Origin of the sequence: Dinoroseobacter sp. S375, assembly GCF_049800775.1 — a bacterium.
Classification (GTDB): Bacteria; Pseudomonadota; Alphaproteobacteria; order Rhodobacterales; family Rhodobacteraceae; genus Dinoroseobacter.
The window spans coordinates 160,387-183,150 of the sequence record NZ_JBNAFR010000008.1; the positions used below are offsets into that span (position 1 = coordinate 160,387).

Annotated in this window: 26 protein-coding genes; 12 read left to right on the forward strand and 14 right to left on the reverse strand. The window is 64.3% G+C overall.

From position 1 onward, the window contains the following. Window positions 1-2: 2 nt before the first annotated feature. Window positions 3-602, forward strand: a complete 600-nt coding sequence (locus tag ACP150_RS17090; protein WP_424967888.1) for a superoxide dismutase — start codon at window positions 3-5, stop codon at window positions 600-602. A 122-nt stretch (window positions 603-724) separates the two neighbouring features. Here ACP150_RS17090 and ACP150_RS17095 read toward each other — a convergent pair whose 3' ends face one another. Continuing rightward, window positions 725-1,159 (reverse strand): hypothetical protein, encoded by a 435-nt coding sequence (locus ACP150_RS17095; RefSeq protein ID WP_424967889.1) that lies wholly within the window; start codon window positions 1,157-1,159, stop codon window positions 725-727. Window positions 1,160-1,311: 152 nt separating this feature from the next. Between ACP150_RS17095 and ACP150_RS17100 the strand changes: the two genes are divergently transcribed. Next, window positions 1,312-1,740 carry a SufE family protein gene (locus ACP150_RS17100; protein WP_424967890.1) on the forward strand — a complete coding sequence of 143 codons (429 nt, stop codon included), beginning with the start codon at window positions 1,312-1,314 and terminating at the stop codon, window positions 1,738-1,740. A gap of 65 nt (window positions 1,741-1,805) precedes the next feature. Here the strand turns inward: ACP150_RS17100 and ACP150_RS17105 are convergent, their stop codons facing one another. The 7 genes from ACP150_RS17105 to ACP150_RS17135 form a co-directional block, all read right to left on the reverse strand. Further along, window positions 1,806-2,438 (reverse strand): DUF1638 domain-containing protein, encoded by a 633-nt coding sequence (locus ACP150_RS17105; protein ID WP_424967891.1) that lies wholly within the window; start codon window positions 2,436-2,438, stop codon window positions 1,806-1,808. Beyond that, the gene (locus ACP150_RS17110) at window positions 2,435-2,770 is read right to left on the reverse strand and encodes a YbjQ family protein (RefSeq protein ID WP_424967892.1); all 336 of its coding nucleotides are present in this window, start codon (window positions 2,768-2,770) and stop codon (window positions 2,435-2,437) included. Before ACP150_RS17110 ends, ACP150_RS17105 begins: the two co-directional genes overlap by 4 nt. Then, the gene (locus ACP150_RS17115; protein ID WP_424967893.1) at window positions 2,751-2,969 is read right to left on the reverse strand and encodes a hypothetical protein; all 219 of its coding nucleotides are present in this window, start codon (window positions 2,967-2,969) and stop codon (window positions 2,751-2,753) included. Before ACP150_RS17115 ends, ACP150_RS17110 begins: the two co-directional genes overlap by 20 nt. A gap of 62 nt (window positions 2,970-3,031) precedes the next feature. Then, window positions 3,032-3,736, reverse strand: coding sequence for a corrinoid protein (locus ACP150_RS17120; RefSeq protein ID WP_424967894.1), 705 nt, complete (start codon window positions 3,734-3,736; stop codon window positions 3,032-3,034). 112 nt (window positions 3,737-3,848) lie between these two features. Then, window positions 3,849-4,871 (reverse strand): betaine--homocysteine S-methyltransferase, encoded by a 1,023-nt coding sequence (gene bmt, locus ACP150_RS17125; protein ID WP_424967895.1) that lies wholly within the window; start codon window positions 4,869-4,871, stop codon window positions 3,849-3,851. A 115-nt stretch (window positions 4,872-4,986) separates the two neighbouring features. Further along, the gene (locus tag ACP150_RS17130; protein ID WP_424967896.1) at window positions 4,987-6,912 is read right to left on the reverse strand and encodes a phosphatidylglycerol lysyltransferase domain-containing protein; all 1,926 of its coding nucleotides are present in this window, start codon (window positions 6,910-6,912) and stop codon (window positions 4,987-4,989) included. Window positions 6,913-7,067: 155 nt separating this feature from the next. Continuing rightward, the gene (locus ACP150_RS17135; protein WP_424967897.1) at window positions 7,068-7,382 is read right to left on the reverse strand and encodes a DUF1476 domain-containing protein; all 315 of its coding nucleotides are present in this window, start codon (window positions 7,380-7,382) and stop codon (window positions 7,068-7,070) included. A gap of 180 nt (window positions 7,383-7,562) precedes the next feature. On the opposite strand from ACP150_RS17135, the gene purC reads away from it, so the two are divergent. From purC to ACP150_RS17165, 6 genes are all read left to right on the forward strand, one after another. Then, window positions 7,563-8,324 (forward strand): phosphoribosylaminoimidazolesuccinocarboxamide synthase, encoded by a 762-nt coding sequence (gene purC / locus ACP150_RS17140; RefSeq protein ID WP_424967898.1) that lies wholly within the window; start codon window positions 7,563-7,565, stop codon window positions 8,322-8,324. 170 nt (window positions 8,325-8,494) lie between these two features. Further along, the gene (gene purS, locus ACP150_RS17145) at window positions 8,495-8,725 is read left to right on the forward strand and encodes a phosphoribosylformylglycinamidine synthase subunit PurS (RefSeq protein WP_424967899.1); all 231 of its coding nucleotides are present in this window, start codon (window positions 8,495-8,497) and stop codon (window positions 8,723-8,725) included. Further along, window positions 8,725-9,762: a zinc-dependent alcohol dehydrogenase family protein gene (locus ACP150_RS17150; protein ID WP_424967900.1), complete on the forward strand. Its 1,038-nt coding sequence runs from the start codon at window positions 8,725-8,727 to the stop codon at window positions 9,760-9,762. The genes purS and ACP150_RS17150 overlap by 1 nt, the downstream gene beginning before the upstream one ends. 13 nt (window positions 9,763-9,775) lie before the next feature. Next, window positions 9,776-10,447 (forward strand): phosphoribosylformylglycinamidine synthase subunit PurQ, encoded by a 672-nt coding sequence (purQ, locus tag ACP150_RS17155; RefSeq protein WP_424967901.1) that lies wholly within the window; start codon window positions 9,776-9,778, stop codon window positions 10,445-10,447. Between the two features lie 103 nt (window positions 10,448-10,550). Next, window positions 10,551-12,308 carry a sensor histidine kinase gene (locus ACP150_RS17160; protein ID WP_424967902.1) on the forward strand — a complete coding sequence of 586 codons (1,758 nt, stop codon included), beginning with the start codon at window positions 10,551-10,553 and terminating at the stop codon, window positions 12,306-12,308. A gap of 23 nt (window positions 12,309-12,331) precedes the next feature. Continuing rightward, window positions 12,332-13,657, forward strand: a complete 1,326-nt coding sequence (locus ACP150_RS17165) for a sigma-54-dependent transcriptional regulator (RefSeq protein WP_424967903.1) — start codon at window positions 12,332-12,334, stop codon at window positions 13,655-13,657. A 171-nt stretch (window positions 13,658-13,828) separates the two neighbouring features. Here ACP150_RS17165 and ACP150_RS17170 read toward each other — a convergent pair whose 3' ends face one another. Continuing rightward, window positions 13,829-14,686 (reverse strand): arginyltransferase, encoded by an 858-nt coding sequence (locus tag ACP150_RS17170; RefSeq protein ID WP_424967904.1) that lies wholly within the window; start codon window positions 14,684-14,686, stop codon window positions 13,829-13,831. A 247-nt stretch (window positions 14,687-14,933) separates the two neighbouring features. On the opposite strand from ACP150_RS17170, the gene ACP150_RS17175 reads away from it, so the two are divergent. Then, window positions 14,934-15,824, forward strand: a complete 891-nt coding sequence (locus ACP150_RS17175; protein ID WP_424967905.1) for an autotransporter outer membrane beta-barrel domain-containing protein — start codon at window positions 14,934-14,936, stop codon at window positions 15,822-15,824. Between the two features lie 17 nt (window positions 15,825-15,841). On the opposite strand, the gene ACP150_RS17180 is transcribed toward ACP150_RS17175, so the two are convergent. The 3 genes from ACP150_RS17180 to ACP150_RS17190 form a co-directional block, all read right to left on the reverse strand. After that, complete coding sequence (locus tag ACP150_RS17180; protein WP_424967906.1) at window positions 15,842-16,285, reverse strand: RDD family protein; 444 nt, start codon at window positions 16,283-16,285, stop codon at window positions 15,842-15,844. A gap of 95 nt (window positions 16,286-16,380) precedes the next feature. Further along, window positions 16,381-16,782 carry a DUF2852 domain-containing protein gene (locus ACP150_RS17185; RefSeq protein WP_424967907.1) on the reverse strand — a complete coding sequence of 134 codons (402 nt, stop codon included), beginning with the start codon at window positions 16,780-16,782 and terminating at the stop codon, window positions 16,381-16,383. Window positions 16,783-16,946: 164 nt separating this feature from the next. Further along, a complete protein-coding gene (locus ACP150_RS17190) occupies window positions 16,947-17,417 on the reverse strand; it encodes a YbaK/EbsC family protein (RefSeq protein WP_424967908.1) in 471 nt (156 codons plus the stop codon). A gap of 241 nt (window positions 17,418-17,658) precedes the next feature. Here ACP150_RS17190 and ACP150_RS17195 point away from each other — a divergent pair, with 241 nt between their 5' ends. Continuing rightward, window positions 17,659-18,099, forward strand: a complete 441-nt coding sequence (locus tag ACP150_RS17195) for a RidA family protein (RefSeq protein WP_424967909.1) — start codon at window positions 17,659-17,661, stop codon at window positions 18,097-18,099. Window positions 18,100-18,301: 202 nt separating this feature from the next. Here ACP150_RS17195 and ACP150_RS17200 read toward each other — a convergent pair whose 3' ends face one another. Both ACP150_RS17200 and ACP150_RS17205 read right to left on the reverse strand, forming a co-directional pair. Continuing rightward, a complete protein-coding gene (locus tag ACP150_RS17200; protein ID WP_424967910.1) occupies window positions 18,302-18,913 on the reverse strand; it encodes a VPLPA-CTERM sorting domain-containing protein in 612 nt (203 codons plus the stop codon). Between the two features lie 415 nt (window positions 18,914-19,328). Continuing rightward, on the reverse strand, window positions 19,329-19,958 hold the full coding sequence (locus tag ACP150_RS17205; protein WP_424967911.1) for a VPLPA-CTERM sorting domain-containing protein: 630 nt from the start codon (window positions 19,956-19,958) through the stop codon (window positions 19,329-19,331). Window positions 19,959-20,320: 362 nt separating this feature from the next. Between ACP150_RS17205 and ACP150_RS17210 the strand changes: the two genes are divergently transcribed. Together ACP150_RS17210 and ACP150_RS17215 are read left to right on the forward strand one after the other, a co-directional pair. Then, a complete protein-coding gene (locus ACP150_RS17210) occupies window positions 20,321-22,066 on the forward strand; it encodes a sugar phosphorylase (protein WP_424967912.1) in 1,746 nt (581 codons plus the stop codon). Window positions 22,067-22,370: 304 nt separating this feature from the next. Next, the gene (locus ACP150_RS17215) at window positions 22,371-22,640 is read left to right on the forward strand and encodes a hypothetical protein (protein WP_424967913.1); all 270 of its coding nucleotides are present in this window, start codon (window positions 22,371-22,373) and stop codon (window positions 22,638-22,640) included. The last annotated feature ends 124 nt before the right edge of the window (window positions 22,641-22,764 follow it).

Consider the following 22,764-nt stretch of genomic DNA (forward strand, 5'->3'; position numbering starts at 1 on the left):
CCATGGCTTTTGAACTTCCCGATCTTCCCTATGCTCATGACGCGCTCGCGTCCAAAGGCATGTCCGCTGAGACGCTCGAATACCACCATGACCTGCACCACAAGGCCTATGTGGATAACGGCAACAAGCTGATCGCCGGCACCGAGTGGGAGGGCAAGACCCTCGAAGAGATCATCACCGGCACCTATGCCAAGGACGCCGTGGCGCAGAACGGGATCTTCAACAACATCAGCCAGTTGTGGAACCACAACCAGTTCTGGGAAATGATGGGCCCGGGCGATGCGGGCATGCCCGGCGAGCTGGAAAAGGCGATCACCGAGAGCTTTGGCTCGGTCGATGAGTTCAAGTCGCAGTTCTCCGCTGCGGGCGCGGGCCAGTTCGGTTCCGGCTGGGCTTGGCTCGTGAAGAATGCCGACGGCTCGCTGGCCGTGACCAAGACCGAGAATGGCGTGAACCCGCTCTGCTTTGGTCAGACCGCGCTGCTGGGCTGCGATGTGTGGGAGCATTCCTACTATATCGACTTCCGCAACAAGCGTCCGGCCTACCTGTCGAACTTCCTCGACAGCCTGGTGAACTGGGAAAACGTCGCGTCGCGCCTCTGAGCCTCGACCGAAAAACGATCCTGCAGCGCCCCGGTCGGACCGGGGCGTTTTGCGTTTCAGAGGGGTCGGGGTGATCCCGCGCGGCGGGTCTCAGGGGCGGAGGGCGTCTGCGCGGGGCTGGCTCAGGGGCGGACGCTGCGCGAGTTCGAATTGGCGTTCACCACGACCCGGTTTACACCCTGCAGCTGGATATCGCTGATGAAGCGGGCGGCCACGATCTCGCGCGAGCGCTCGCTGCCGGGCGGGGTCGGCAGGACCGGCTCGGCCACGCGGAATTCAAAGCTCAGCTCGCCATTGACCGGGCCATCCTCGGTCAGGGGCACAAGCTCGGCATCCCAGTAGCCCTGCACATCCGGCCGTCCCACCGCCGTCACCACGATCCCGCCGGGCAGGCGGTCGCGGCGCACCGAGGTCACGGTGCGCACGGATTGGCGCTGGTCGACGACAAAGACTTCGGGCGCGGGCTCCAGCCGCTCGATCTCGGGCTCGTTGGAAAACAGCTCGGCACACCCGGACAGCGCAAGCGCCATGCCCCCCAACAAAACAATCGACCGCACGTGGAGTGTCCTTCCCTTGATCCGATCCTCTCTGCCTATCGGATCGACAGCGCGTTGAAAACCCTGTCCCCCTGCCGGAACCGGGGCATTTTCGCTGGACGGGCTGAGCGCGGGCTCCTAGGTGAAGACCACACGCGACTGACGAGGATTCCATGGCCACCGAAGCTTTTGAAGACATCGCCGAAACCTTCGAGTTTCTCGAGGATTGGGAAGATCGCTATCGCCATGTGATCGACATGGGCAAGGCGATGCCCCCGCTGGATGAGGCGTTTCGGGTGCCCGCGACCAAGGTGGATGGCTGTGCGAGCCAAGTCTGGCTCCTGCCGCAGATCGAGGGGGCCGGGTCCGGCGCCGTGTTCGACTTTCAGGGCGAGAGTGATGCGATGATCGTGCGGGGGCTGATCGCGGTGCTCCATGCGCTGTATTCCGGGTTGCCCGTGGGCGAGGTGCTGGCCGTGGACGCGCCGGCCGAGCTGGCCCGGCTGGGCCTGCATGATCACCTTTCGGCGCAGCGCTCCAACGGGGTGCGCGCCATGGTCGAGCGGATCCGCAAGCTGGCCGCCGAGGCGCAAGCCGCCTGATCCTGCGGATCGGCGGGAATCTAGGCCTCCGGCGGGGATATTTCCGGACTTAAGTGCGGCTGCGCTCAGGCACGGGCCAGGGCGGGCGCGAGATCGCCATAGCCGGTGAAGCGCCGCTCGAAGGGCAGGTCGAGCCGCGCGGCGCAGGCGCGGGCTTTGGCGGTGAGGGCCGGGTCCTCGGTCTGGGCCTGATAGACCAGCTTGGTGTAGTTCCCGAAATACATGTCGCGCAGTTCCGGGTGCCGGTCGAGCCCCATGGGACGCCAGACAAACGCATCGAACTGGCGCACGAGGAAATCGGTGAGGAAGAAGGCGGTGAAGTCCTGATCTGTCAGAGCGGCGAAGCGGTCATTGCCCTCGAAGAAGCTGTAGCAATGGGGGCCCGCGACCATCTCGACCCCGAGCTGCGCGCAGCGCGCCTGCAACAGCCCGCCCGTGCCGCAATCGGCATAGACCACGAAGATCCGGTCATAGGCGCCCCGGGCAGCGGTGACCGCATCCTCCACCGCGTCGGGGATCCGCTCGGGATGGAGGTGAAGCTTGGCGGGCAGGCAGCTCAGCGTCATGTGATCCCAGCCATTGGCGCGCTTGAGCGCGAGGATCTCATGGGCCAGCGCGCCACAGGCGATGAGCAACACCTGACCCGGGCCCGCAGGCGCGATCCCGTGTTCGGTCAGGGTCGCGTCATCGGGGATCATTTCAGGCGCACCGCCGTGCCGTAGAACACGACCTCGGAGGCGGCCTGCTGGATGGTCGAGGTTTCCATCCGGGTGGCGACGATGGCATCGGCGCCCAGCTCGTAGGCCTGTTCGATCATCCGGTCATAGGCCTGCTCGCGCGCGCCAGCCAAAAGGCTCGCATATTCCTTGACCTCGCCGCCGACGAGATTGCGCAGGCCAGCCACGATGTCCGACCCGATATGTTTGGCCCGTACGGTGGAGCCACGCACGAGACCCAGGGCCGCCTCGATCTCGCGTCCGGGCAGGCCATCGGTGGTGACCACGAGGATCTCACTTTTCGAGGTGATCATATTTGTCATCCTCCGCATTGCCGAGCCGCTGGGCGATCACCCGCCAGATCACGAATGCGATCAGGCCGATGGGGATAAGGCTGGCGAGACCGAGCCCGGGGGCTGCGACCGTCGCAAGCCCTAGACTGGCCACAAAGATCGTGGCCCCTGCTGCGGCCATGACCACCACGATGAGGAGCACGAATTTATCAAGGGGCATTGGGACCTCCTGTCCGTTCTGTCCCCTTTGATATGGCGATGGCGCAGCCCGGAAAGAAGGGCTCAGCTCGCCGCAAGCTGGTTATGCTTGCGCGCGATGAACTCCTTGGCGGTTTCCACGGCGACCGCGGCATCCCGGCAATAGGCATCCGCGCCGATCGCCTTGCCGAACTCTTCGTTCAGGGGCGCACCGCCCACGAGCACGATATACTCGTCGCGGATGCCCTTCTCGACCATCGCGTCGATCACGACCTTCATATAGGGCATGGTGGTGGTGAGCAGGGCGGACATGCCGACGATATCGGCCTCCTCGCGCTCGGCCGCTTCGAGATAGTTCTCGACCGGGTTGTTGATGCCCAGATCGACCACTTCGAAACCAGCCCCTTCCATCATCATCGACACGAGGTTCTTGCCGATATCGTGGATATCGCCCTTCACCGTGCCGATCACCATCTTGCCCATGCGCGGCGCGCCGGTCTCGGCCAGAAGCGGCTTGAGGATGGACATCCCGCCCTTCATGGCATTGGCCGCCAGAAGAACCTCGGGCACGAAAAGGATCCCATCGCGGAAATCGTTGCCCACGATGGTCATGCCCGCCACGAGCGCCTCGGTCAGCACGCGGTAAGGTTCCCAACCCCGCTCCAGCAGGATGTTCACACCCTCTTCGATCTCCTCCTTGAGGCCATCATAGAGGTCGTCAAACATCTGGAGCACGAGGTCTTCGTCGTTGAGCTCGGAGAGGATGATGTCGTCGTCTTCGTCTGCCATGGGATCCTCGGTGGCCAGAAAGTGATGAGAAATCCTGTCCCGATCCGGCGGGGCAGGCTATTTGAATTGCGACATCGCGCGCGCGCGCAACGACGCAATCAAGGCAAGGTGATCAGGCGCGGCGCCGGCGGCGGGCCCGCTCGGGGCGTTTGGGGGCGCCTTCCTCGGTGCCGTCCACCGCCGATGAGAAACCGCCCAGGGTCTCGGCGATCTCGTCGAGCGAAGGACGCGGCAGGTTGGGGCCGCTCTCGTCGAGCGCGGCACGCATATGGCGCAGATGTTCGAAGGTCGTGCCACAGCAGCCGCCGATGACCGTTGCCCCCGAGGCGCGCGCGAGCTTGGCGTATTCGCCCATCAGCTCCGGCGTGCCGTCATAGTGGATATGGCCATCGACATATTTCGGAATGCCCGCATTGCCCTTGGCGATCAGGGGGCGTTCGCTGCCCGCGGCGCTGAACCCCAGCACCGTGCGCAGCAGATCCGACGCCCCCACGCCGCAATTGGCGCCATAGGCCACGGGCGGGTGATCCAGGGTCTCGACCATCTTGGCCATCGCCGCCGAGGTCGTGCCCATCATGGTCCGGCCCGCCGTGTCGAAGCTCATGGTGCCACACCAGGGCATGCCCGCCAGAAGGGCGGCTTCGGAGGCGGCCTTGTATTCCTCGGGGGCCGAGATCGTCTCGACCCAGAGGATATCCGCGCCACCGGCCTTCAGCCCCTCGGCCTGCTCATGGAACATCTCGACCGCAAGCTCGTGGGTGAGCGGGCCCATGGGCGCCATGATCTCGCCGGTGGGGCCCATGGAGCCTGCGACCAGCACCTCTCGATCCGCCTTGTCGGCCACGGCGCGCGCGATCTCGGCGGCCCGCCGGTTCAGCTCGGCCACCCGGCTTTGGGCGTCATGGAGTTTCAGCCGCGCGGCATTGCCGCCAAAGCTGTTGGTGAGAAACAGATCGCTGCCTGCATCCACGGCCCCCTGATAGAGCGCGGTGATCTTCTCGGGCGCGTCCACATTCCACAGCTCGGGCGCATCGCCAGAGGACAGGCCCATGTTGAACAGGGTCGTGCCCGTCGCGCCATCGGTCAGGAGCACCCCGCGCTCGGCAATCAATCGGGACAGCGGATCGGTGGTCATGGGCACAGGGCCTTTCAGGCAGAACGAGGAGGATGGCAACCGGGGGAGCCCCCGGGACGCCGGTGTCTCGCATGTCCCTTGTTATGAAGCAATTTCATAATTCTCATAATGGTGTTCAATTCCGCGCAAGTCCCACCGGGGCCGGGACATCGGGAGCGGCGGCATCCCGGGCGCAGCGGACCGCCGCACCGGGTCGGATCCGCCGGACCACATCGAACATCGCCAGTGTCAGTCCCGCGACACTGGGGGCGGCGACATAGCGGGTCTCCCAGCGGGGGGCGAAGGCGGATTTGAACTGGCGCAGACCGGGCGCATTGGCGCGTTTGAGAAGGCCGCTCGCCCACCGTGCCAGCAGCTCCGTCGGGGCCTTGGGGGGCGCATTGAGCGGGACCGCGGCGAGCGAGAACCGCTCGCAGCCTTCCGCGCGCGCCGTCTCGATGGCGGCCAGCACGAGGCGATGGGTGGTTCCGTCCGGCACCTCGGCGGCCGAGCGCACCAGATCGAGCGCCCAGCCCTTGCGCGTCGTGTTGAAGGTGACAAAGGCAAGAAGGGTGCCCGCCCGGCGTGCGGTGAAGATCCGCTGCGCCGAGAGCGGCGCGTCCTCGAAGCGGCTCATGGAAAAGCCCCGCTCACCGCCATTGCGCGCGGCCCAATCCGCTGAAAGCGCAGCCATTTCCCCATAGGGGGGCGCGCCCTGCACTTCGGCAAAGACGAGATCCGACTGCGCGACCTTGCGCAGTTTGCGCCGCAATTGCCGACATCCGCGCGCGTTCAGGTCGAACCGCGCCGGGTCGATCACCGCGTCCTCCGCCAAGGCACGCACGGTATATCCCCGGGCCCGGGCCGCGCTGGCCAGCCGACCGTCGCATTTATAGAGGACCGGCACCGTGCCATCGCGGTGGGCCTCAGCCTCGAGCGCGTCAAGGGCGGCCTCGGGACGGGCCCGGGCGCAGAGCGGATCGAACAGCGCGACGAGCGCTTGCGGCGTCGGTGCCACCATCCAGCCCGTTTGCGTCTCGGGGACCCAGAGCAGGGTCTTGTCGATCTGCGAATGCAGCTGGACCTCCGCATGGGGGATCTGCGCGGCGGCATGCTGTCCGGGGCAGGGGCCGAACTGGAACCGTTCGGGGGCCAGCGGCGTGGCATGGCGCCAGATCAGCGCGACCCCGGCGAGACTGGCGGGCAGGGCGTAGTACACGAGGCGAAAGGTGATGCAGGCGGCGAGCAGATCGACCTCCGCCGAGGCGGGCAGCAGGGCGAGCAGTGTGACCTCGAAGGGTCCGACCCCGCCGGGTGTGCCGGACAGAAGCGCCGCGCCGAGCGCCAGCAGATAGACCGGCAGGAGGGCCACAAAGCCGATCCCCGCCCCCTCGGGCAGAAGTACCCAGAGTGCGATCGCCGCGAGGAGCGTATCCACCGCCGTCAGGCTCAGCAGCCGCAGCATGGCCCGGATCGATGGCCAGCGCAGGGGAAGCCGGCGGATCCCCGGCTGAAACAGGCTGACCCCCAGCAACGCGATCAGCGCCAATGCGGCTGCCGCGCCCCACAGCCCGGGCGCACCGGGCAAGACGGGAGAGATGGCCAGCGCGCAGAGGGTGACGATCCCCCAACAGGCCAGAAACAGCACCGTCACGGTCAGCGTCAACTGCCCCGCGCGCAGCAGTGACATGCGCGGCTCAAACCATTTCCACCGCACGAGCGCCCCGGTGATCAGGCCGAATCCGATGGTTTGTCCGATGGCGATGGCCGCGCGCCCGGCATGGGCGGCTTCCTGCGGGTCCTGACCGGTGCGCAGATGCCGATGTAACACCACGTCATAGCGCCCCACGGCCCAGAAACTGCCCAGCGTGGCAAGCAGGGCCGTGACCCAGGCCATGCCCGGCAAATCCGCAATCGCGATGCGCAGATCGGCAAGCGACACGGCCGCACAGCGCAGCCACACCAGATAGAGGCATATCCCGCCCAGAAGGACAGGCAGGCCGTGTCTGAGCGTTGGGCCCGGCACCCACCGCCGCACCCCCGATACAGGTTGTCTGGACATGTTTTTCCCTCGCCTCCAGACCCGAAGGGCTAGCAGGAGAGGGTTTAGGATCCGGTTAAGCTCTGCGCGATCTGCACCGGCCCGGCCCGCGCGGCGGCGGGCCGTTCGTCAGATCCCGGATCAAGGGTCAGGGGCGATGTCGCCCCGGGACCGCATCAGGCTTCGTTCATCACCTGGTTCTGTGCTTCGACCAGCAATTCCGCCATCTTGGCGCGGATGGTCGCCTCATCGGCCTTGCTGCCGAGATCGCCGGATACCTTGCGGAACACATCCTCATGGCCGGCTTCCTCGAAATCCGACTTGATCACCTCGCGGGCATAGGCGGTGGCGTCCTCGCCGGTCTTGCCCAGAAGCTCCGCCGCCCAGAGGCCGAGCAGCTTGTTGCGCCGGGCATCGGCTTTGAACTGCATCTCCGCATCATGGGCGTATTTTGCCTCGAATGCGTTCTCGCGGTCGTCGAATGTGGTCATCTCAGGTCCTCTGGCGCTGAAAACATTGCCTTAAAAGATATGGCGGTCTGCTGATGCGGCTGCAAGACCCTTGCGCGAGATTGCAGTGCCTTGCAGCATGGGGAGGCTTGCCCTATAGCGGGCGCACCCTGTCGCAGCGCTTGGACGACCGGGCCCCGATTTCTATCCCGGAGACAGTTCATGGCACGCCGCAAGAAGATCTACGAAGGCAAGGCCAAGATTCTCTATGAAGGTCCGGAGCCGGGCACGATTGTTCAATACTTCAAAGACGATGCGACCGCCTTCAATGCGGAAAAGAAGGCGACCATCGACGGCAAAGGTGTGCTGAACAACCGTCTGAGCGAGTTTTTCATGACCGGTCTGAACGGGATCGGGGTGCCGACTCACTTCCTAAAGCGGCTGAACATGCGCGAACAACTCGTGCGATCCGTGGAAATTATTCCGCTCGAAGTGGTGGTGCGCAATGTCGCCGCAGGTTCGATCTCCAAGCGTCTGGGGATCGCCGAAGGCACGCCGCTGCCGCGTCCCATCGTGGAATTCTACTACAAGGACGACGATCTGGGCGACCCGATCGTCAGCGAAGAGCATATCATCGCGTTCCAATGGGCGACCCAGCAAGACCTCGATGACATGGTGGCGCTCGCCCTGCGGGTGAATGACTTCATGTCCGGCTGCATGCTGAGCGTCGGGATCAAGCTGGTCGATTTCAAGATCGAGGTCGGCCGGGTCTTCGAGGGCGATTACCAGCGTCTGATCGTGGCCGACGAGATCAGCCCGGACAGCTGCCGGTTGTGGGATATCGAGACGGGCCAGAAGCTCGACAAGGACGTCTTCCGCCGCGATCTGGGCAATCTGGCCGATGCCTATACGGAAGTGGCCCAGCGTCTCGGGGTGCTGCCCAAGAACGCCACGCCCATGACCAAGCCCACCCTGATCAACTGATCGCGTCTCGGCGTCCCTGGCGCCATGATCCGACCCGAGGGCCGGCTGTCCCGCAGCGGGCTTTTTCATGCGCGGACGGGGCAGGGGCCGGATGGCCGTGCCCCCAGAAGGGTTGAGCCCAACGGGCCAATGCGCTAACCGGGCGGTGTCATTCAAGAAGGAGCCAGCCCGTGAAAGCCACCGTCCATGTGATGCTGAAAACCGGCGTGCTTGACCCTCAGGGTGAGGCCGTGCGCCACGCGCTGGGATCCCTGGGGTTCGACGGGGTCGAGGGCGTCCGTCAGGGCAAGGTGATCGAGCTCGATCTCGCCGAGGGCACCACCGAAGCGCAAGTGACCGAGATGTGCGAGAAGCTGCTCGCGAACACGGTGATCGAAAGCTACCGGGTGGAGATGGCCTGATGCGGGCGGCGGTTCTGCGGGCCTATAACGAAGATCTCGTGCTCGAGGACGTGGCCGATCCGACCTGCCCGGAGGACGGGGTCGTGCTCAAGGTGTTGGCCTGCGGTGTGTGCCGCTCGGACTGGCATGGCTGGGTGGGCGAGCATCCCCGGGTGCTGCCGGGCCAGATCGGCGGTCATGAGTATTGCGGTGAAGTGATCGAGGCGGGTCCGCGGGCCACCCACGAGGTGGGGGACAAGGTCGTGGCGCCCTTTATCCTGGCCTGCGGGACATGCCTGTCCTGCCAGTCGGGCGCACAGAACACCTGTCCGAACCAGCGCCTGCCGGGCTTTGTGGAGCCGGGCGCCTTTGCGGAATACGTCGCGGTGCCCTTCGATCATAACCTCTCGCTGCTGCCCGAGACGCTCTCGCCCACGGTGGCGGCGGGACTCGGATGCCGCGTCACGACCGCCTGGCACGCGCTGACCGGGCGCGCGGCCCTGCAAGGGTCAGAATGGGTCGCGGTCCACGGAACGGGCGGCATTGGCTTGTCCTCGGTGATCCTCGCCAACGCGCTCGGCGCGCGGGTGATCGCAGTGGATGTGGTCGAAGAGAAACTGACCCATGCGGCTCAGCACGGGGCCGAGGTAACCCTGAATGCCCGCGAGGGCGATGTGGCCGTCCGGATCAAGGAGATCACAGGCGGCGGTGCCCATGTCTCGATCGAGGCGCTGGGGATTCAGGACACGGTGAACGCCTCGCTGGAATGCCTGCGCCCGCTGGGCCGTCATGTGCAGGTCGGTCTGCCCACGGGCCACACCGCGCGCATGGATGTGAACATGTCGGCGATCTATCAGGGCAATCTCGCGGTCTATGGCACACGGGGTATGCCCTCCTGGCGCTACCCGAGCCTGCTGAGCCTGATCGAAACCGGGCGCGTGGACATGTCCCCGCTGATCGCCCGCGAGATTGGGCTGTCGGGCACCTCGGAAGAGCTGCGCGCCTTCAACGGGCCGACCCCGCCGGGCGTGGCCGTCATCACCGATTTCCTGAGCTGAAGGACCGATCCCCATGAAAGCAGCCATCATCGTCTTTCCCGGATCCAATTGCGACCGCGATCTGGCCGAAGCGTTCCGCAAGACCACCGGCGTCGAACCGGTCATGGTCTGGCACAAGGACACCGCGCTGCCCACCGGGGTGGACATCATCGGTGTGCCGGGCGGGTTTTCCTTTGGCGACTACCTGCGCTGCGGTGCGATTGCAGCGCAATCGCCGATCGCGCAGTCGGTGAAGGGCTTTGCCGAAAAGGGCGGTCCCGTGCTGGGGATCTGCAACGGGTTTCAGGTGCTGTGTGAGACGGGTCTGCTGCCCGGGGTGCTGATGCGGAATGCGTCGCTGAAATACATCTGCAAGCCCGTGGGCCTGCGGGTTGAGAGCAGCCAGACCCCCTATACCAACGCCTATGCGGATGGCGAAGAGATCACGGTGCCCATCGCGCACCATGACGGCAATTACCGCGCCGATGCCGAGACGCTGGACCGGCTCGAAGGCGATGGCCGCGTGGCGTTCCGCTATACCGACAATCCCAATGGCTCGGACCGCGATATCGCCGGGATCCTCTCGGCCAATCGCCGCGTGCTCGGCATGATGCCCCACCCGGAGCGCGCCTTCGAGCCGCTCCATGGCGGCACCGATGGTGCACGGCTCTTTTCCGGGCTTCTGGACGCGCTGAGCCCGGCCTGACGGGGCGCCCCCATTCACCTCTGATCGGGCAGGGCGGCGAGCCCTTGCCACCGGCGCCCGCAGCCCGCTTGTGGCATGTCCGGAACCCGCGTATCCCTAAGGTATGACGGTTACGCCGGACGATCCCTCCAGCTCCCTCAGTCGCGCCTCCAGTGCGGCGCGGGTTGTGGCCCTGCTGCTGGCAGCGGTGGCTGTGGCCGTGGTCTGGATCACGAATATCTGGCTGACGGATCGCTTCACCGAGACCACGCGGGATCGGGCCGAGCTGCGCCTGTCGCTCTATTCCAACGCCATCGTCTCCGAGGTGCAGCGGAACTCGGTCGTGCCGCTTTTGTTGTCGCGCGACCCGGTGATCATCAGCGCGCTGACGCGGGATGACCATCTGGCGACTTCCCAGCGGCTGATCAGCCTGCGCGAAGAGATCGGCGCGGCCTCGCTCGAATTGCTCAACGAATCCGGGCGTACCGTGGCGGCGACGGACCGCACGCAGCTGGGCACCCAGCACCGCAATGCGCCCTATTTTGTCGAGGCCCTGCGCTCCAGCGGGACGGTCTTCACGATCACCCCGACCGAAAGCGGACGCTTTGACTTCGCCTATTCCCGGCTGATCGAATTCGACCAGCGGGTGCTCGGCGTGATGGTGGTCGAGGTCGATCTGCGCAAGCTGGAGGAACGCTGGTCCGGAGGCTCGGACGCCATTCTGGTCACCGACAGTCAGGGTCAGGTCATCGTCGCGACCGAGCCGCGTTGGCGGGGCCTCTCCGTGGATGAGGCGCTCGGCGTGCAATCGGCCCCTTCGGCAATTGCCCGGGCGATCCAGAAGACCGGCGAGTGGACCGGGCGCTTTCCCGAGACTTATCTGAGCGGCGAGGCGGTTCTGAAACTCGACATGCTGGTGCCGTTCCGGGGCTGGCGGCTGACCTCTTTCGTGACCTATTCGTCGGTGCGCGAGCGGGTGAACTCGGTCCTCGCACTCGAGATCATGACCTTCGCGATTCTCATCGCGGTGGTGTTTTACCTCCTCAGTCGGAGGGCCGTGTCGACCTCGGTTTTCTTCCAGAGAGAGTCGGCAGAACTCCGCCAGTTGAATGACCGGCTGCAGCAGGAAATCGCCGAACGGGAACGGGTCGAAAAGACGCTCGAACAGGCCGAGCAGACCCTCGCCCAGAGCCAGAAACTGGCCGCCCTGGGCGAGATGTCGGCCGCTGTCAGCCATGAGCTGAACCAGCCGCTGGCGGCGATGAAGACCTATCTGGCGGGGGCGCGTCTGCTGCTGCAACGCAAGCGGATGGACGAGTCCCTGAGCTCGTTCGCGCGGATCGATGACCTGATCGACCGGATGGGCAAGATCACCCGGCAGCTCAAGTCCTTCGCCCGCAAGGGCGAAGACGCGTTCCAGCCCGTGGATCTGCGCGAGGCCCTGTCCTCGGCGCTGGCCATCATGGAACCGCAGCTCAAGCAAGGTCTTGTAAAGATTGAAAGAACCATGCCGAAACAGCCCATTCTCGTGATGGGGGACCGGATCCGGCTGGAGCAGGTGATCGTCAATCTTCTGCGCAACGCGATGGATGCCACCTCGGGCGAGAGCGCACCGGTGATCGAGCTCGATCTGAGCGCGGGCGAGACCGCGCGGCTTTCGGTGCGCGACAACGGGCCGGGGATCACGGATTTCGACCAACTCTTCGAGCCCTTCTACACCACCAAGCAGCCCGGCGACGGGGTCGGTCTCGGCCTCGCGATCTCGTCGGGGATTGTGTCCGATCACGGCGGACGGTTGATGGCCCGGAACCGGACCGGTAACGGGGCCGTGTTCGAGATGCGTCTGCCGCTCTGGACGGCGGGCAGCCAAGCGGCAGAATAGGCGCCGCAACCAAGGAGAGTCCCATGCCAAAGGCCATGAAGATCGCCATCGTCGATGACGAACAGGATATGCGCCAGTCCATCAGCCAGTGGTTGGCCCTGTCTGGCTACGACACGGAAACCTTCCCCAGCGCCGCGGATGCGCTCAAGGGGATCGAGACCGGCTATCCCGGGATTGTGGTCTCGGACATCAAGATGCCGGGCATGGACGGAATGGCCTTTCTCAAGCGGTTGATGAGCGTCGACAGCGCCTTGCCGGTGATCATGATCACCGGGCACGGGGATGTGCCCATGGCGGTCGAGGCCATGCGTCTGGGGGCGTTCGATTTTCTCGAAAAGCCGTTCAACCCGGATCGCATGACCGAGCTCGCAAAGCGTGCCACGGATGCTCGGCGCCTGACGCTGGAGAACCGCGCCCTGCGCCGCGAGCTGGGCGATGGCACGGTGTTGATGCGCAAGCTGATCGGGGCGTCCCCGGCGATGGAGCGGCTGCGCGAGGATATTCTGGATCTCGGCCAGGCCGACGGCCATGTGCTCATCGATGGCGAGACCGGGACGGGCAAGACACTGGTGGCCCATGCGCTCCACGCGGTGGGGCCGCGGGCGGGCAAGCCGTTTCTGATCCAGAGCTGTGCTGCGGACGAGGATTTGGCCCGCAAACTCTTTGGTCCGGTGGAGGAGGGGATGCCCCTCCCGCTGGTGGAGCAGGCGCGCGGCGGGACCCTGTGCCTGGAGGATATCGAGGCGCTCTCGCCCGAGGTTCAGACGCGTCTGCTGGGGCAACTCAATGACAGTGCCGCCGGGATCGAGACGCGGATCATCGCGATCTGCAACCTCGCCGAGGACGGCAAGACGGTCGAGGATACCTTGCGGCCGGACCTGTTTTACCGGCTGGCAGCGATGCGGATCACCCTGCCGCCCCTGCGCCAGCGGGGCGAGGATATCCTGACGCTGTTCTCGCATTACGCGGATCTCTATTGCGAGGAATATGGCTGCGACGCGCCGCAGATCGCCGCCCAGGAGGCCGCGCAACTCTTGCAGGCGCCATGGCCCGGGAATGTGCGCCAGCTCATCCATGTGGCCGAGCGGGCGGTGCTGCAGAACCGGCGTGGCTCGGGCTCGATCGCCTCGCTGCTGATGGCGGATAATGCCGAGATGGGACCGGCGATCACCACCGAGGGCAAGCCGCTCAAGGAGTATGTCGAAGCGTTCGAGCGGATGCTGATCGACAACACCATGCGCCGTCACAAGGGGTCCGTGGCGGCGGTCATGGACGAGCTCTGCCTGCCGCGCCGGACGCTCAATGAGAAGATGGCGAAATACGGGCTCGCGCGGGCGAACTACCTTTAGGGGATGGTGCCGGCGTTAGGGGATAGGCCTGGGCGCCGACCGCATGCGGTCGGCGCGGACGCGCCAGAACCACCCGGTTCGAGACCGGTCTGACGGTGGGTCGATGCGGGTCCGCCGATCGCGCAGGCGCGATCGGCCACCGAACCTCCGGGATGACAGGGATAAACCTGCCTAGCCGCCCCGGCGATCTGTGGGCAGCGTATCGGGCAGGTTGATCTTCGCCACCTGCTCGGCAATCGGATCCACGTTCAGCGGGTGCGTGTCCTGACTGTGGCTTTCCGGATCCCCGATCGGTTGCCAATCGCCGTTCTTGTAAATCTCCAGCCCCGAGAACCCGGCCTTGTAGCCCATCTTGGGACTGCCCGGCACCCAGTAGCCCAGATAGACATATGGCAGCCCGGCCTCGCGCGCGATCTCTACATGGTCCATGACCATGAAGGTCCCCATAGAGTTCCGGCTCAGCACCGGATCGTAGAACGAGTACACCATGGACAGCCCGTCATCGAGCACATCCGTCAGGCACACCCCGGCCAGCCGCCGTTGTGCCCGGCTGCGCAGGTCATCCTCGCCATCCGTATGGCGATACTCCACCACGCGTGAGCGTACAGGCGTTTCCTCGATCATCGCGGCGAATTCGAAGATATCCATATCCGCCATCCCGCCCTCGGCATGGCGCGCATCGAGATACTTTCGGAACAGCGCGTATTGATCCTCCGTCGCCCAAGGCGAGGTGGCTTCGCGTTGCAGGCTGCGATTGCGGGCGATGGTCTTGCGCTGGCTGCGCGAAGGCGCAAAAGCCGACACATCGATCCGTGCCGACAGGCACGCGGTGCATTCCGCACAGCTCGGCCGATAAAGCACATTCTGCGAGCGCCGGAAGCCCTGCTTGGAGAGCGCATCATTCAGCGTCTCGGCATAGTCGCCTTGCAGGGCCGTGAACAGCTTTCGCTCCATGCGGCCCTCGATATAGGGGCATGGCTGCGGCGCTGTGACATAGAACTGCGGCGCTAGGGGAAGCGTATGGCGCATGGGTACCGATGTGAGTGACGTCTGACAAAACGGTAGCAAGCTCCGCCCGTCCCGCCAAGATACTTTTGGCCGCGCCGGGGCCACAGATGCTTGACCCCTTAGTCGTATAAGCGGATCGTCCCCTTGGCTGAGACGAAAAGACCGCGCCCGGGGGGCTAAGACTGTGAATAATCCCGAGATTCCGACCCCTTTGTTGCGATTCGTTCCGGGAGTATGCGCGGGCCTCCTGACACTGGGCGGCCCTGTCATGGCGCAGGATCTGCCAATTGTCGGCGTGCTGGGCCGCGCGGTCGAAGAGCAGGCCGCCGAAGCTCTGGCGATCTTCGGCCTGATCGCGGTGCCCAATGACGCCGCCTCGACCATCTCGCTGGACGGGACCGGAGGGGCCACGGACCTGCTGAGCATTCAGACCGGGGGCGGGTTCCGGGTGTCTGAGGAGTTTCCGCTCTATCTCGAGGGCTTCGCGGGGTTCCAGCGCTACGACCCGCGCTTTGTGCTGTCCAACGGCGCGGACAGCTCCGAGACCTTCGCCCGCTGGAACGCCGCAGCCCTGACCGGCGGCGTCGGCTGGGAGTTCGACGTCAACGAACGCTTCGTCATCCGCCCCATGGTCCATCTGACCCTGGGCACCGTGGTGAGTGACCTGGAACTGGGCGCGAAGTTCATCGGCAACCAGGTCGACAAGGATCTCGATTTCCTGATCGACGGCTCCCTGACCGCCGGGGGCTATGGTGCGTCGCTCAGCGGGGTCTATGAGCTGCTGCGCGAGGATTACGAGTTCGAATTCAGCGCTCGCCTGTCGCATATGGAGCTCAGGACGCTTGCCAGCTCATCCGACGTGGACGCGTCCTCGGACGTGTCCGTCGCCAGCTTCTGGACTCGGTACCGCCAGCCCATCGACGGGTGGCGCGCCTTTGACCAGCCGGTGCGCTGGGTCGTGGACGGGTCGCTTGGGATCTACGAGGGCGGGCCGAACGAGTTTCCGGGCATCGACTGGCTTGCGGGGATCGGCGCCGGGCTGGAGCTTGACGTCTCGAAGACCAAGCTGATCTTCACGCAGCGCGCGCGCCTGATGGCGCGCTACTATTTCGGCGAGAAGTATCGCGGCTACGGCTTCGGGCTCAGTATATCCTTCTGAGCCCGACCGCCCGTGCCCTAGCCCATCCGGGCGCTGCGGTTCAGGGCAACGGTGCCAAGAATGTGGTCGGTCAGACCCTGCTTGCGCTCGCTCATCAGCATCAGCGCGATCGAGACAAGCTGCAGCGGGAAGATCGCGATCGACACGTGATAACCCAGCGTGTGGAAAAACGCGCTCATCATGTCGAGCCGCTGGCCATTGCCCTCGCGGATCTCGATGCTGGCAAACCGCATTCCCCAGGTCGCGCCATTCCCGCTCAGGGTGACCCAGCGATAGAGAAAGCTCGCCATCAGCCACAGGAAGGGCAGGTAAAAGAGCGCGGTGAACAGGGTGATCGGCACCAAGACCACCGTGATCCCGGCGATGACCAGAAAATCCACCCCCCAGGCGATCAGGCGCTTGGTGGGCACATCCGCATACATCTCGGCGTCTGCATAGGGATCGGGCAGGGCGGTGGTCATCGGGGTCGGGTCCTTTTCTGGGCGGTCTTGGGTATATCGGGATGCGACCCCGCCCGGACAAGCCGGGCAGGGCCTTTATGCGTCGCGGACAGGGCTCAGGCCTCTGTCGGGGCCTCGGACACGTCAGAGCGCGTCTTGGCGTTCCGGGCGCGCTCGTCCATGAACTGGTCGAACTCGGATTTGTCCTTGGCGGAGCGCAGACGCTCGAGGAAGGCCTCGAAGGCGTCCTGTTCATCCTTCAGGCGTTGCAGCGTCTCGGCCTTGTAGGCGTCAAAGGCGGTGTTGCCCGAGGATTTAAAGCCGTGGCTCATGTGACGGGACCGGTGTTTGCAGGACGATTTGAACATTTTCTTTCCCCAGATCATGTAGAAGAGAAGCGCGAGGCCGATGGGCCAGAAGAAGATGAAGCCGAGGACCATTGCTGCGATCCAGGCGGGCTTCCCTTTACTGTCAAGCCACGTCTCAGCTTGAGAGGGCCAGGTTGCAACGGTACTCATTTGTGTGTGCTCCATGTTGTGTGTGTCTATGTGAATTCGTTTCACATCACATCAGATGGGAGCCTCACAGGGCCGTGACAAGGGTCAATGTTAAAAAAGTTTACTTTTCGCGGCGCGGCGTGGTTTCCGCCCGTTTTCTCAAGGAAATAGCAGATTACGCTCCGCTAGGCGGTAAAATCCGCCAGCTCTGCACCGGACAGCCGCAGCAGATCGGCAGGGGCAATCGGGAAGATATGGCGCGGGGTGCCCGCCGCGCCATAGACCAGATCGAAGTCCATCAGGCGCGGGTCGCACCAGGCGCGGATCGGGTTGAGATGACCCACGGGCGAGACCCCGCCAATGGCAAAGCCGGTCTGGGCCCGGATCAACCCGGCATCGGCCTTGCCCAGTGGCGCGCCGGCCACTGCGCTCGCCTTGGCGGCATCCACCTGATTGCCGCCCGCCGTCAGAAACAGCACCGCGTCCCCGGCGGTCTCGTCGCGAAAGATGATCGACTTGGCGATCTGGTCCAGCACGCAGCCCGCCGCCTCCGCCGCCTGTTGCGCGGTGCGGGTCTCGGTGCCCATCTCGAGCACAGCGCCCTCCATCCCGGCGGCCTGCAACGCCGCCACAACCCGTTTCAAACTTTTGCTCATCTGATCTTCCCCATGCCTTGGGACCGGGATGCCGCAGGGATCGGGCAATCGCAAGCCTGTCCTGCGGCGGGTCATCCCCGGCGCGCAAGAGGGGCAGGTTGGGGGCAGGCCGGGGCAGGCCTTGGGTGAACCACTGCGCGTGGGTTTGCCGGGACCGGTTTGCCGACCCTTGACCCCGCGCCGCAGGAGGGATCGACTGGCCCCAGCGGCGCGGGAGCGCCCAAACCGGGAAGGACGCCCCATGGCCAAGAGCTATAACCCTCCAACCGTCTGGCGCCCGTTCGGCGCCTTCTCTCAGACTGTGATCGCGGGCGCGGGGCGGACGGTCTACCTCAAGGGGCAGGTGGCCCTGTCCGCCGAGAACGAGATCATCGGCGAGGGCGATATGGCCGCGCAGGTGACGCAGGTGCTGACCAATATCTCGGAGATCCTCGCCTCCATGGGCGGACGGATGAGCGATATCGTCTCGCTGCAACAGTTCACGACCGACATTCAGGCCTTCATGGGCTGCGGCGAGATCCGGGCGGGATTTTTCGCAGCGCCGTACCCGGTGACGACCACGCTGGAGGTGGCTGCGCTCTATGATCCCAGATTGCTGATCGAAATCACGGGGATCGCCGAAATCCCTCTGGACCGCTTTGTCTCCCCGGCGGACGCGGAAGAGATGCACGGGCCAAGCTGACCGGTGGCAGCCCCCCGAAACGCGACCGCCTTAGGCGCGGGGCGCTGTCTTGTGTCCCGCGGTCTGGGGCCTGCGTCAGCGGCGCTCTCAGCCAGAGGGCGCAAGGGGCGAGGTCGCCCGGCGTTCCGACGTTGCGCTGAAAGGCACATCGCGGCCCCTGCGGTCTGCGCCTGCCGCTGACCTCGCGCCGGGCCTGCGCAGTTCAGACGCGCGACCTCCGCCGGGCGAGCCCCAGACCGCCCAGGCCCGCCAGCAAGAGCCATCCGGCGGCGGGCAGGGGGATCGGGGCGGGCACGTCAAAGTCGGTTTTCTCGATCTCACCCTCCAAGAGCACATCCACGATAGTGTCCCCGTAAACCTCGAAAAAGCTCCCATTTGCAGACGAAAAATCGAGCGCGGCGAGGTCGGCGAAACTGGATCCGACGAGGCCGTCAAACGTCCATTCGACGATGACGTTGCCGATATCCTCACCGGAGCTGATGCTGGTCTCGTCAGCGCCGATGAACAGCAAGATATCGGTGTCGCCGTTGGTCTTCGTCGTGACATCCAGGAATGCGCTCTTGCTTGGGGTGATCAGGGAAATCGTCTCAAACCCGACCGCCGCTGTCAGCGTGTCGATCGCGTAGGAGGTCATGGTCGGGCTCTGGAAAACAGGCGGCTCCGACAGCTCGGCCGTGATCAGAAAACTGTCACCGGTACGAATGCCGCCTCCGAGGTCGGAGGACGTGATCGTGCCATGAACCGTAAGGGTGGCGGCGATGGACTGGGTCGCCCCAAAGATGAGCAGAAGCGCAAATGCGAGAGACTTGATCATGAAGGGTGGCCTTTCAGCGGGGGGAATTCCGGGGATGAAATAACGCTTGGCGTAAATGGGCGCGCGCGGCTGGCAAGTGCGACACCAGCTCCCGCCGGTGCAGCGTTGACGGGGCGGGTCTGTCTGTCAAGCCGCAGGCCCATCCGGTCGCTGCAAGGAGATCTCCGAGGGCCGGAATTGGGCACACGCCGGGTAAGCCTGCATGTCTGAGGGCTCAATCTGATCCCGCTGTGTCTTGGCCGCTGGCAAGGGGCCCCTCGGCGCTGCTTTCACAGCAGGGTGGCAAACCGCGCAGAACGGGCATAACGCGACCCGCCTGATCCTCGCGGGGCTGCAGAGATTAGGTGATGCGCGGCGGCGACCCTGCTCAGATGCGATCGGTCCCAAGCCCGTTCCGGTGGAGTTTGCCCCGTGCTCAGGCGTGCCGACGACGCCGGGCGAGCCCCAGACCGCCCAAGCCCGCCAGCAAGAGCCATCCCGCGGCGGGCAGGGGAATGGGCGCAGGCAGCGTGAAAGACTCCGCCGTGATGGTGCCAGCCACGCCGGAGCCTTGCGTCCGGGAATCCGCCGCACTGAAAGCGCTCTGGGTCGCCGAGGCAAAGTCCAGCGCGTCGAGATCCGCGAAACTGCTGCCGACCGCTTCGTCGAACGTCCAACGGGCCACAAAATTGCCGAAGAAGGCGTTCGCGGAGCTGGTGAATGTGCCGGGGTTCAGGAACACGCGCACCGTCGAAAAGGAGTCAATGACTGAGATTCGCAGAGACGCGGCATTGGTCGGCGCGATCAGGGACAGGGTCGCGGGGCCGATTTGGGCGGTCAACGTCTCAAGCCTGTAGTCAGTCTGCGAAAGAAACGGAGGGTCGTCAAACTCGAAGAATGCAGGCTCCGCCACCGTGGCGGTCAGGGTGAAATTATCGCCCACTTCGGCGCCGACCCCTGGTGCGGCACTGTCCACAACGCCCGAAGCGGTGATCGTGAGGGTCGCGGCCATGGCAGGGGCTGCACCAAGACCGAGCACCAGCGCGGCCAACAAGGATTTCAACATGCGATATACTTTCAATTAAAAGGCCTGACGGGCAGACGCCGCATGATTGGGACGGCTCGGCGCATTGTGTTTTGGCAACCCATCTCGCGCTGGCGGATTTGCGCTGCGCGGATGTCGACCTTCGTGACATCGGTGTCTTCTGTCAACAGCGCGCGCACAGGCGGCGTCTGCGGGCGAGCGGCGCGCGGTGCTATCGAGGCGGGGGCAGAACCGGTCTTGCCTGCAATCCGGGCAGTTGCGCGCCGGTCATACAACCGGGCCGGGAAATTCATGAAATGGGCGTATTGTCTGCTTCCCAAAGCCCTTTTGTGCCCGTATGCCGAGGGAAGTTTGCCCGCATTTCCAAGACCCAGCCGCACCCCATGTCCAAGCCGACCCAGACCCTGAGCCTGCGCCTTGCAGAGCTGTTGTCCCAGATCTATCCGGATCTGAGCGCCGACATCCTGAGCACGCAGGTGCTCGAGGCGTTTTTCCCGGACGAGACACCGCGCCGCAAGCGGGCGCGCACGCCCGGCAACAACCTGTGGTCCGAGAACGATGCGGTGCTGATCACCTATGGCAACTCGCTGGTGGATGGAACGCACAAGCCGCTGGATCTGCTCAATGATTTCCTGCTGGAATACCTCAAGGGGGTGGTCAACGGCGTGCATATCCTGCCGTTTTTTCCGTTTACCTCCGATGATGGCTTCGCGGTCACCGATTACCGGGCGGTGAACCCGTCGCTGGGCGATTGGCCGGATATCAACCGGATCGCGGACGAGTTCCTGCTGATGTCGGATCTGGTGCTCAACCATGTCTCGAGCCAGGGCGCTTGGTTCAATGCCTATCGGCAGGGCCACGCCCCCTATGACCGGTTCTTCTTCGAGGCCTCGCCCGAGGATGACGTCTCGGAGGTGGTCCGCCCGCGCACGACCCCGCTCTTGCAGGAGGTCGAGACCTCCGCCGGGCCGCGCCATGTGTGGTGTACCTTCAGCCATGACCAGATCGATCTGGACTTCCGCAATCCCGAGGTCCTGCTGGAGTTTCTGCGGATCATGCGGCTGCATATCAACAATGGTGTGCGGATCATCCGGCTCGATGCGGTGGCCTTCATCTGGAAGGTGATCGGCACCAAGTCGATCCACCTGCCAGAGACCCACGCCATCGTGCGGCTGATGCGGCTCTTGTGTGATTTCGCGCAGGAGCCGGTGATCCTGCTCACCGAGACCAATGTGCCCAATGCCGAGAACCTGAGCTATTTCGGCAACCGCAACGAGGCCCATGCGGTCTATAACTTCACCCTGCCGCCTCTGGTGCTCCATGCGATGATGTCGGGCAGCGCGGAGTATCTCAATCGCTGGCAGGTGGGCATGCCGCCCGCGCAGTTGGGCTGTGCCTATCTTAACTTCACCGCCTCCCATGACGGGATCGGGATGCGCCCGGCCGAAGGCGTGCTTCCGGAGGAGGAGAAGGCCAAGGTCATCGACACGGTGCGCGATCTCGGCGGGCTCGTCTCCATGCGTGCGTTGCCGGGCGGGGGCGAGAGCCCCTATGAGCTCAACATCACCTTCTTCGAGGCCATGGGGGGCACCTTCAAGGGCCGCGACGACTATCACATCGCCCGGTTCCTCTGCTCGCAGACCATCGTGATGTCGCTGGAGGGGATCCCGGCCTTCTACATCCATTCGATGCTGGCCACGCCGAACGATCATGAGCAGGTGGAGCGCCGCGGCATGAACCGCGCGATCAACCGGCACAATTGGGAATACCCGCGTCTCAAGGACGAGCTGTCGAACCCCGATAGTGTCCATGCCCAGGTGCTGGGGGCGCTCTCGGACCGGTTGCGCCTGCGCTCGGGGCAGAGCGCGTTCCACCCCAATGCCACGCAATTCACCCTGCAGCTTGACCCGCGGATCTTCGGGGTCTGGCGCCAGAGCCTCGACCGCGACCAGTCGGTCTTTGCCCTGCACAATGTGAGCGACGAGACCGTCTTCATTTCGCCCGGGGCCATCAACCTGATTGAAGGTGCAGACTGGACCGACCTGCTCAGCGGAGAACGCATCCGCTCCGATGGCACCGAAATCCCACTCGCCCCCTACCAATGCCGCTGGATCACGAACCGAAGCTGACCTTGCAACCGGCCATTGTTGTCGCATCAAGTTTTCATCGCACCTGGTCAGAAATCCAATTCGGACGCTCGAAGGTTAGGCGCAGGGGGCAGAGTCGACCATCGCTAATGCCGCGTCAAGGTTGACTTTGACGAGACCGTTCAACAAATTATCTAGTGAGAATGAGGGTGAGAGACTAGCTCAGTCTTTTTGAGTTCTATTGGCATGCAAGCTGGAGCAGTTTTGGATTCACATAGTCTCGGAAGCAAGTATGCTACATTCTCTTTGGTGTGTTTTATTGGCTGACCTCCAGTAGTTAGATGGTATGACAGATACGGATTTGAGCAACCTCACAGCTATGATTGCGCGCGCGGAAGTGCTGGTCACTGATTTGAAGGCCGTCTATGAACGCGATCTCCAAGCCCAAATCGTTAGCGTTGAAGCATTGAACATTACCCACGAAATTGTAGAGAAGTGCTCCAACGTAATGGATCAAGCAATGACGCTATATTTCAATAGAACGATTGCGCCGTTGCTGATTAAACTACCAAGGCGTGGAGGATACTTTCCTGCCGCTCGCAACGAAGAGTCCTGAGCTACTCCCCAATGTTTGGACAGTTTCCGGCGTGATCTAAGCTACTCTCTGCTCCTGCTGATCGGGTTGGGTTTCGTCTTTTCTCAGCCAATAGACCATGGCTGGCGGTTGGCCGCCAAGGGCG

Bases quoted from the DNA above. Each gene is read 5' to 3' on its own strand.
- ACP150_RS17090 (WP_424967888.1), top strand. From the start codon at position 3: ATGGCTTTTGAACTTCCCGATCTTCCCTATGCTCATGACGCGCTCGCG.
- ACP150_RS17100 (WP_424967890.1), top strand. From the start codon at position 1,312: ATGGCCACCGAAGCTTTTGAAGACATCGCCGAAACCTTCGAGTTTCTC.
- ACP150_RS17105 (WP_424967891.1), bottom strand. From the start codon at position 2,438: ATGATCCCCGATGACGCGACCCTGACCGAACACGGGATCGCGCCTGCG.
- ACP150_RS17110 (WP_424967892.1), bottom strand. From the start codon at position 2,770: ATGATCACCTCGAAAAGTGAGATCCTCGTGGTCACCACCGATGGCCTG.
- ACP150_RS17115 (WP_424967893.1), bottom strand. From the start codon at position 2,969: ATGCCCCTTGATAAATTCGTGCTCCTCATCGTGGTGGTCATGGCCGCA.
- ACP150_RS17120 (WP_424967894.1), bottom strand. From the start codon at position 3,736: ATGGCAGACGAAGACGACGACATCATCCTCTCCGAGCTCAACGACGAA.
- bmt (WP_424967895.1), bottom strand. From the start codon at position 4,871: ATGACCACCGATCCGCTGTCCCGATTGATTGCCGAGCGCGGGGTGCTC.
- ACP150_RS17130 (WP_424967896.1), bottom strand. From the start codon at position 6,912: ATGTCCAGACAACCTGTATCGGGGGTGCGGCGGTGGGTGCCGGGCCCA.
- ACP150_RS17135 (WP_424967897.1), bottom strand. From the start codon at position 7,382: ATGACCACATTCGACGACCGCGAGAACGCATTCGAGGCAAAATACGCC.
- purC (WP_424967898.1), top strand. From the start codon at position 7,563: ATGGCACGCCGCAAGAAGATCTACGAAGGCAAGGCCAAGATTCTCTAT.
- ACP150_RS17150 (WP_424967900.1), top strand. From the start codon at position 8,725: ATGCGGGCGGCGGTTCTGCGGGCCTATAACGAAGATCTCGTGCTCGAG.
- purQ (WP_424967901.1), top strand. From the start codon at position 9,776: ATGAAAGCAGCCATCATCGTCTTTCCCGGATCCAATTGCGACCGCGAT.
- ACP150_RS17160 (WP_424967902.1), top strand. From the start codon at position 10,551: ATGACGGTTACGCCGGACGATCCCTCCAGCTCCCTCAGTCGCGCCTCC.
- ACP150_RS17165 (WP_424967903.1), top strand. From the start codon at position 12,332: ATGCCAAAGGCCATGAAGATCGCCATCGTCGATGACGAACAGGATATG.
- ACP150_RS17170 (WP_424967904.1), bottom strand. From the start codon at position 14,686: ATGCGCCATACGCTTCCCCTAGCGCCGCAGTTCTATGTCACAGCGCCG.
- ACP150_RS17175 (WP_424967905.1), top strand. From the start codon at position 14,934: ATGGCGCAGGATCTGCCAATTGTCGGCGTGCTGGGCCGCGCGGTCGAA.
- ACP150_RS17180 (WP_424967906.1), bottom strand. From the start codon at position 16,285: ATGACCACCGCCCTGCCCGATCCCTATGCAGACGCCGAGATGTATGCG.
- ACP150_RS17185 (WP_424967907.1), bottom strand. From the start codon at position 16,782: ATGAGTACCGTTGCAACCTGGCCCTCTCAAGCTGAGACGTGGCTTGAC.
- ACP150_RS17190 (WP_424967908.1), bottom strand. From the start codon at position 17,417: ATGAGCAAAAGTTTGAAACGGGTTGTGGCGGCGTTGCAGGCCGCCGGG.
- ACP150_RS17195 (WP_424967909.1), top strand. From the start codon at position 17,659: ATGGCCAAGAGCTATAACCCTCCAACCGTCTGGCGCCCGTTCGGCGCC.
- ACP150_RS17200 (WP_424967910.1), bottom strand. From the start codon at position 18,913: ATGATCAAGTCTCTCGCATTTGCGCTTCTGCTCATCTTTGGGGCGACC.
- ACP150_RS17205 (WP_424967911.1), bottom strand. From the start codon at position 19,958: ATGTTGAAATCCTTGTTGGCCGCGCTGGTGCTCGGTCTTGGTGCAGCC.
- ACP150_RS17210 (WP_424967912.1), top strand. From the start codon at position 20,321: ATGTCCAAGCCGACCCAGACCCTGAGCCTGCGCCTTGCAGAGCTGTTG.
- ACP150_RS17215 (WP_424967913.1), top strand. From the start codon at position 22,371: ATGACAGATACGGATTTGAGCAACCTCACAGCTATGATTGCGCGCGCG.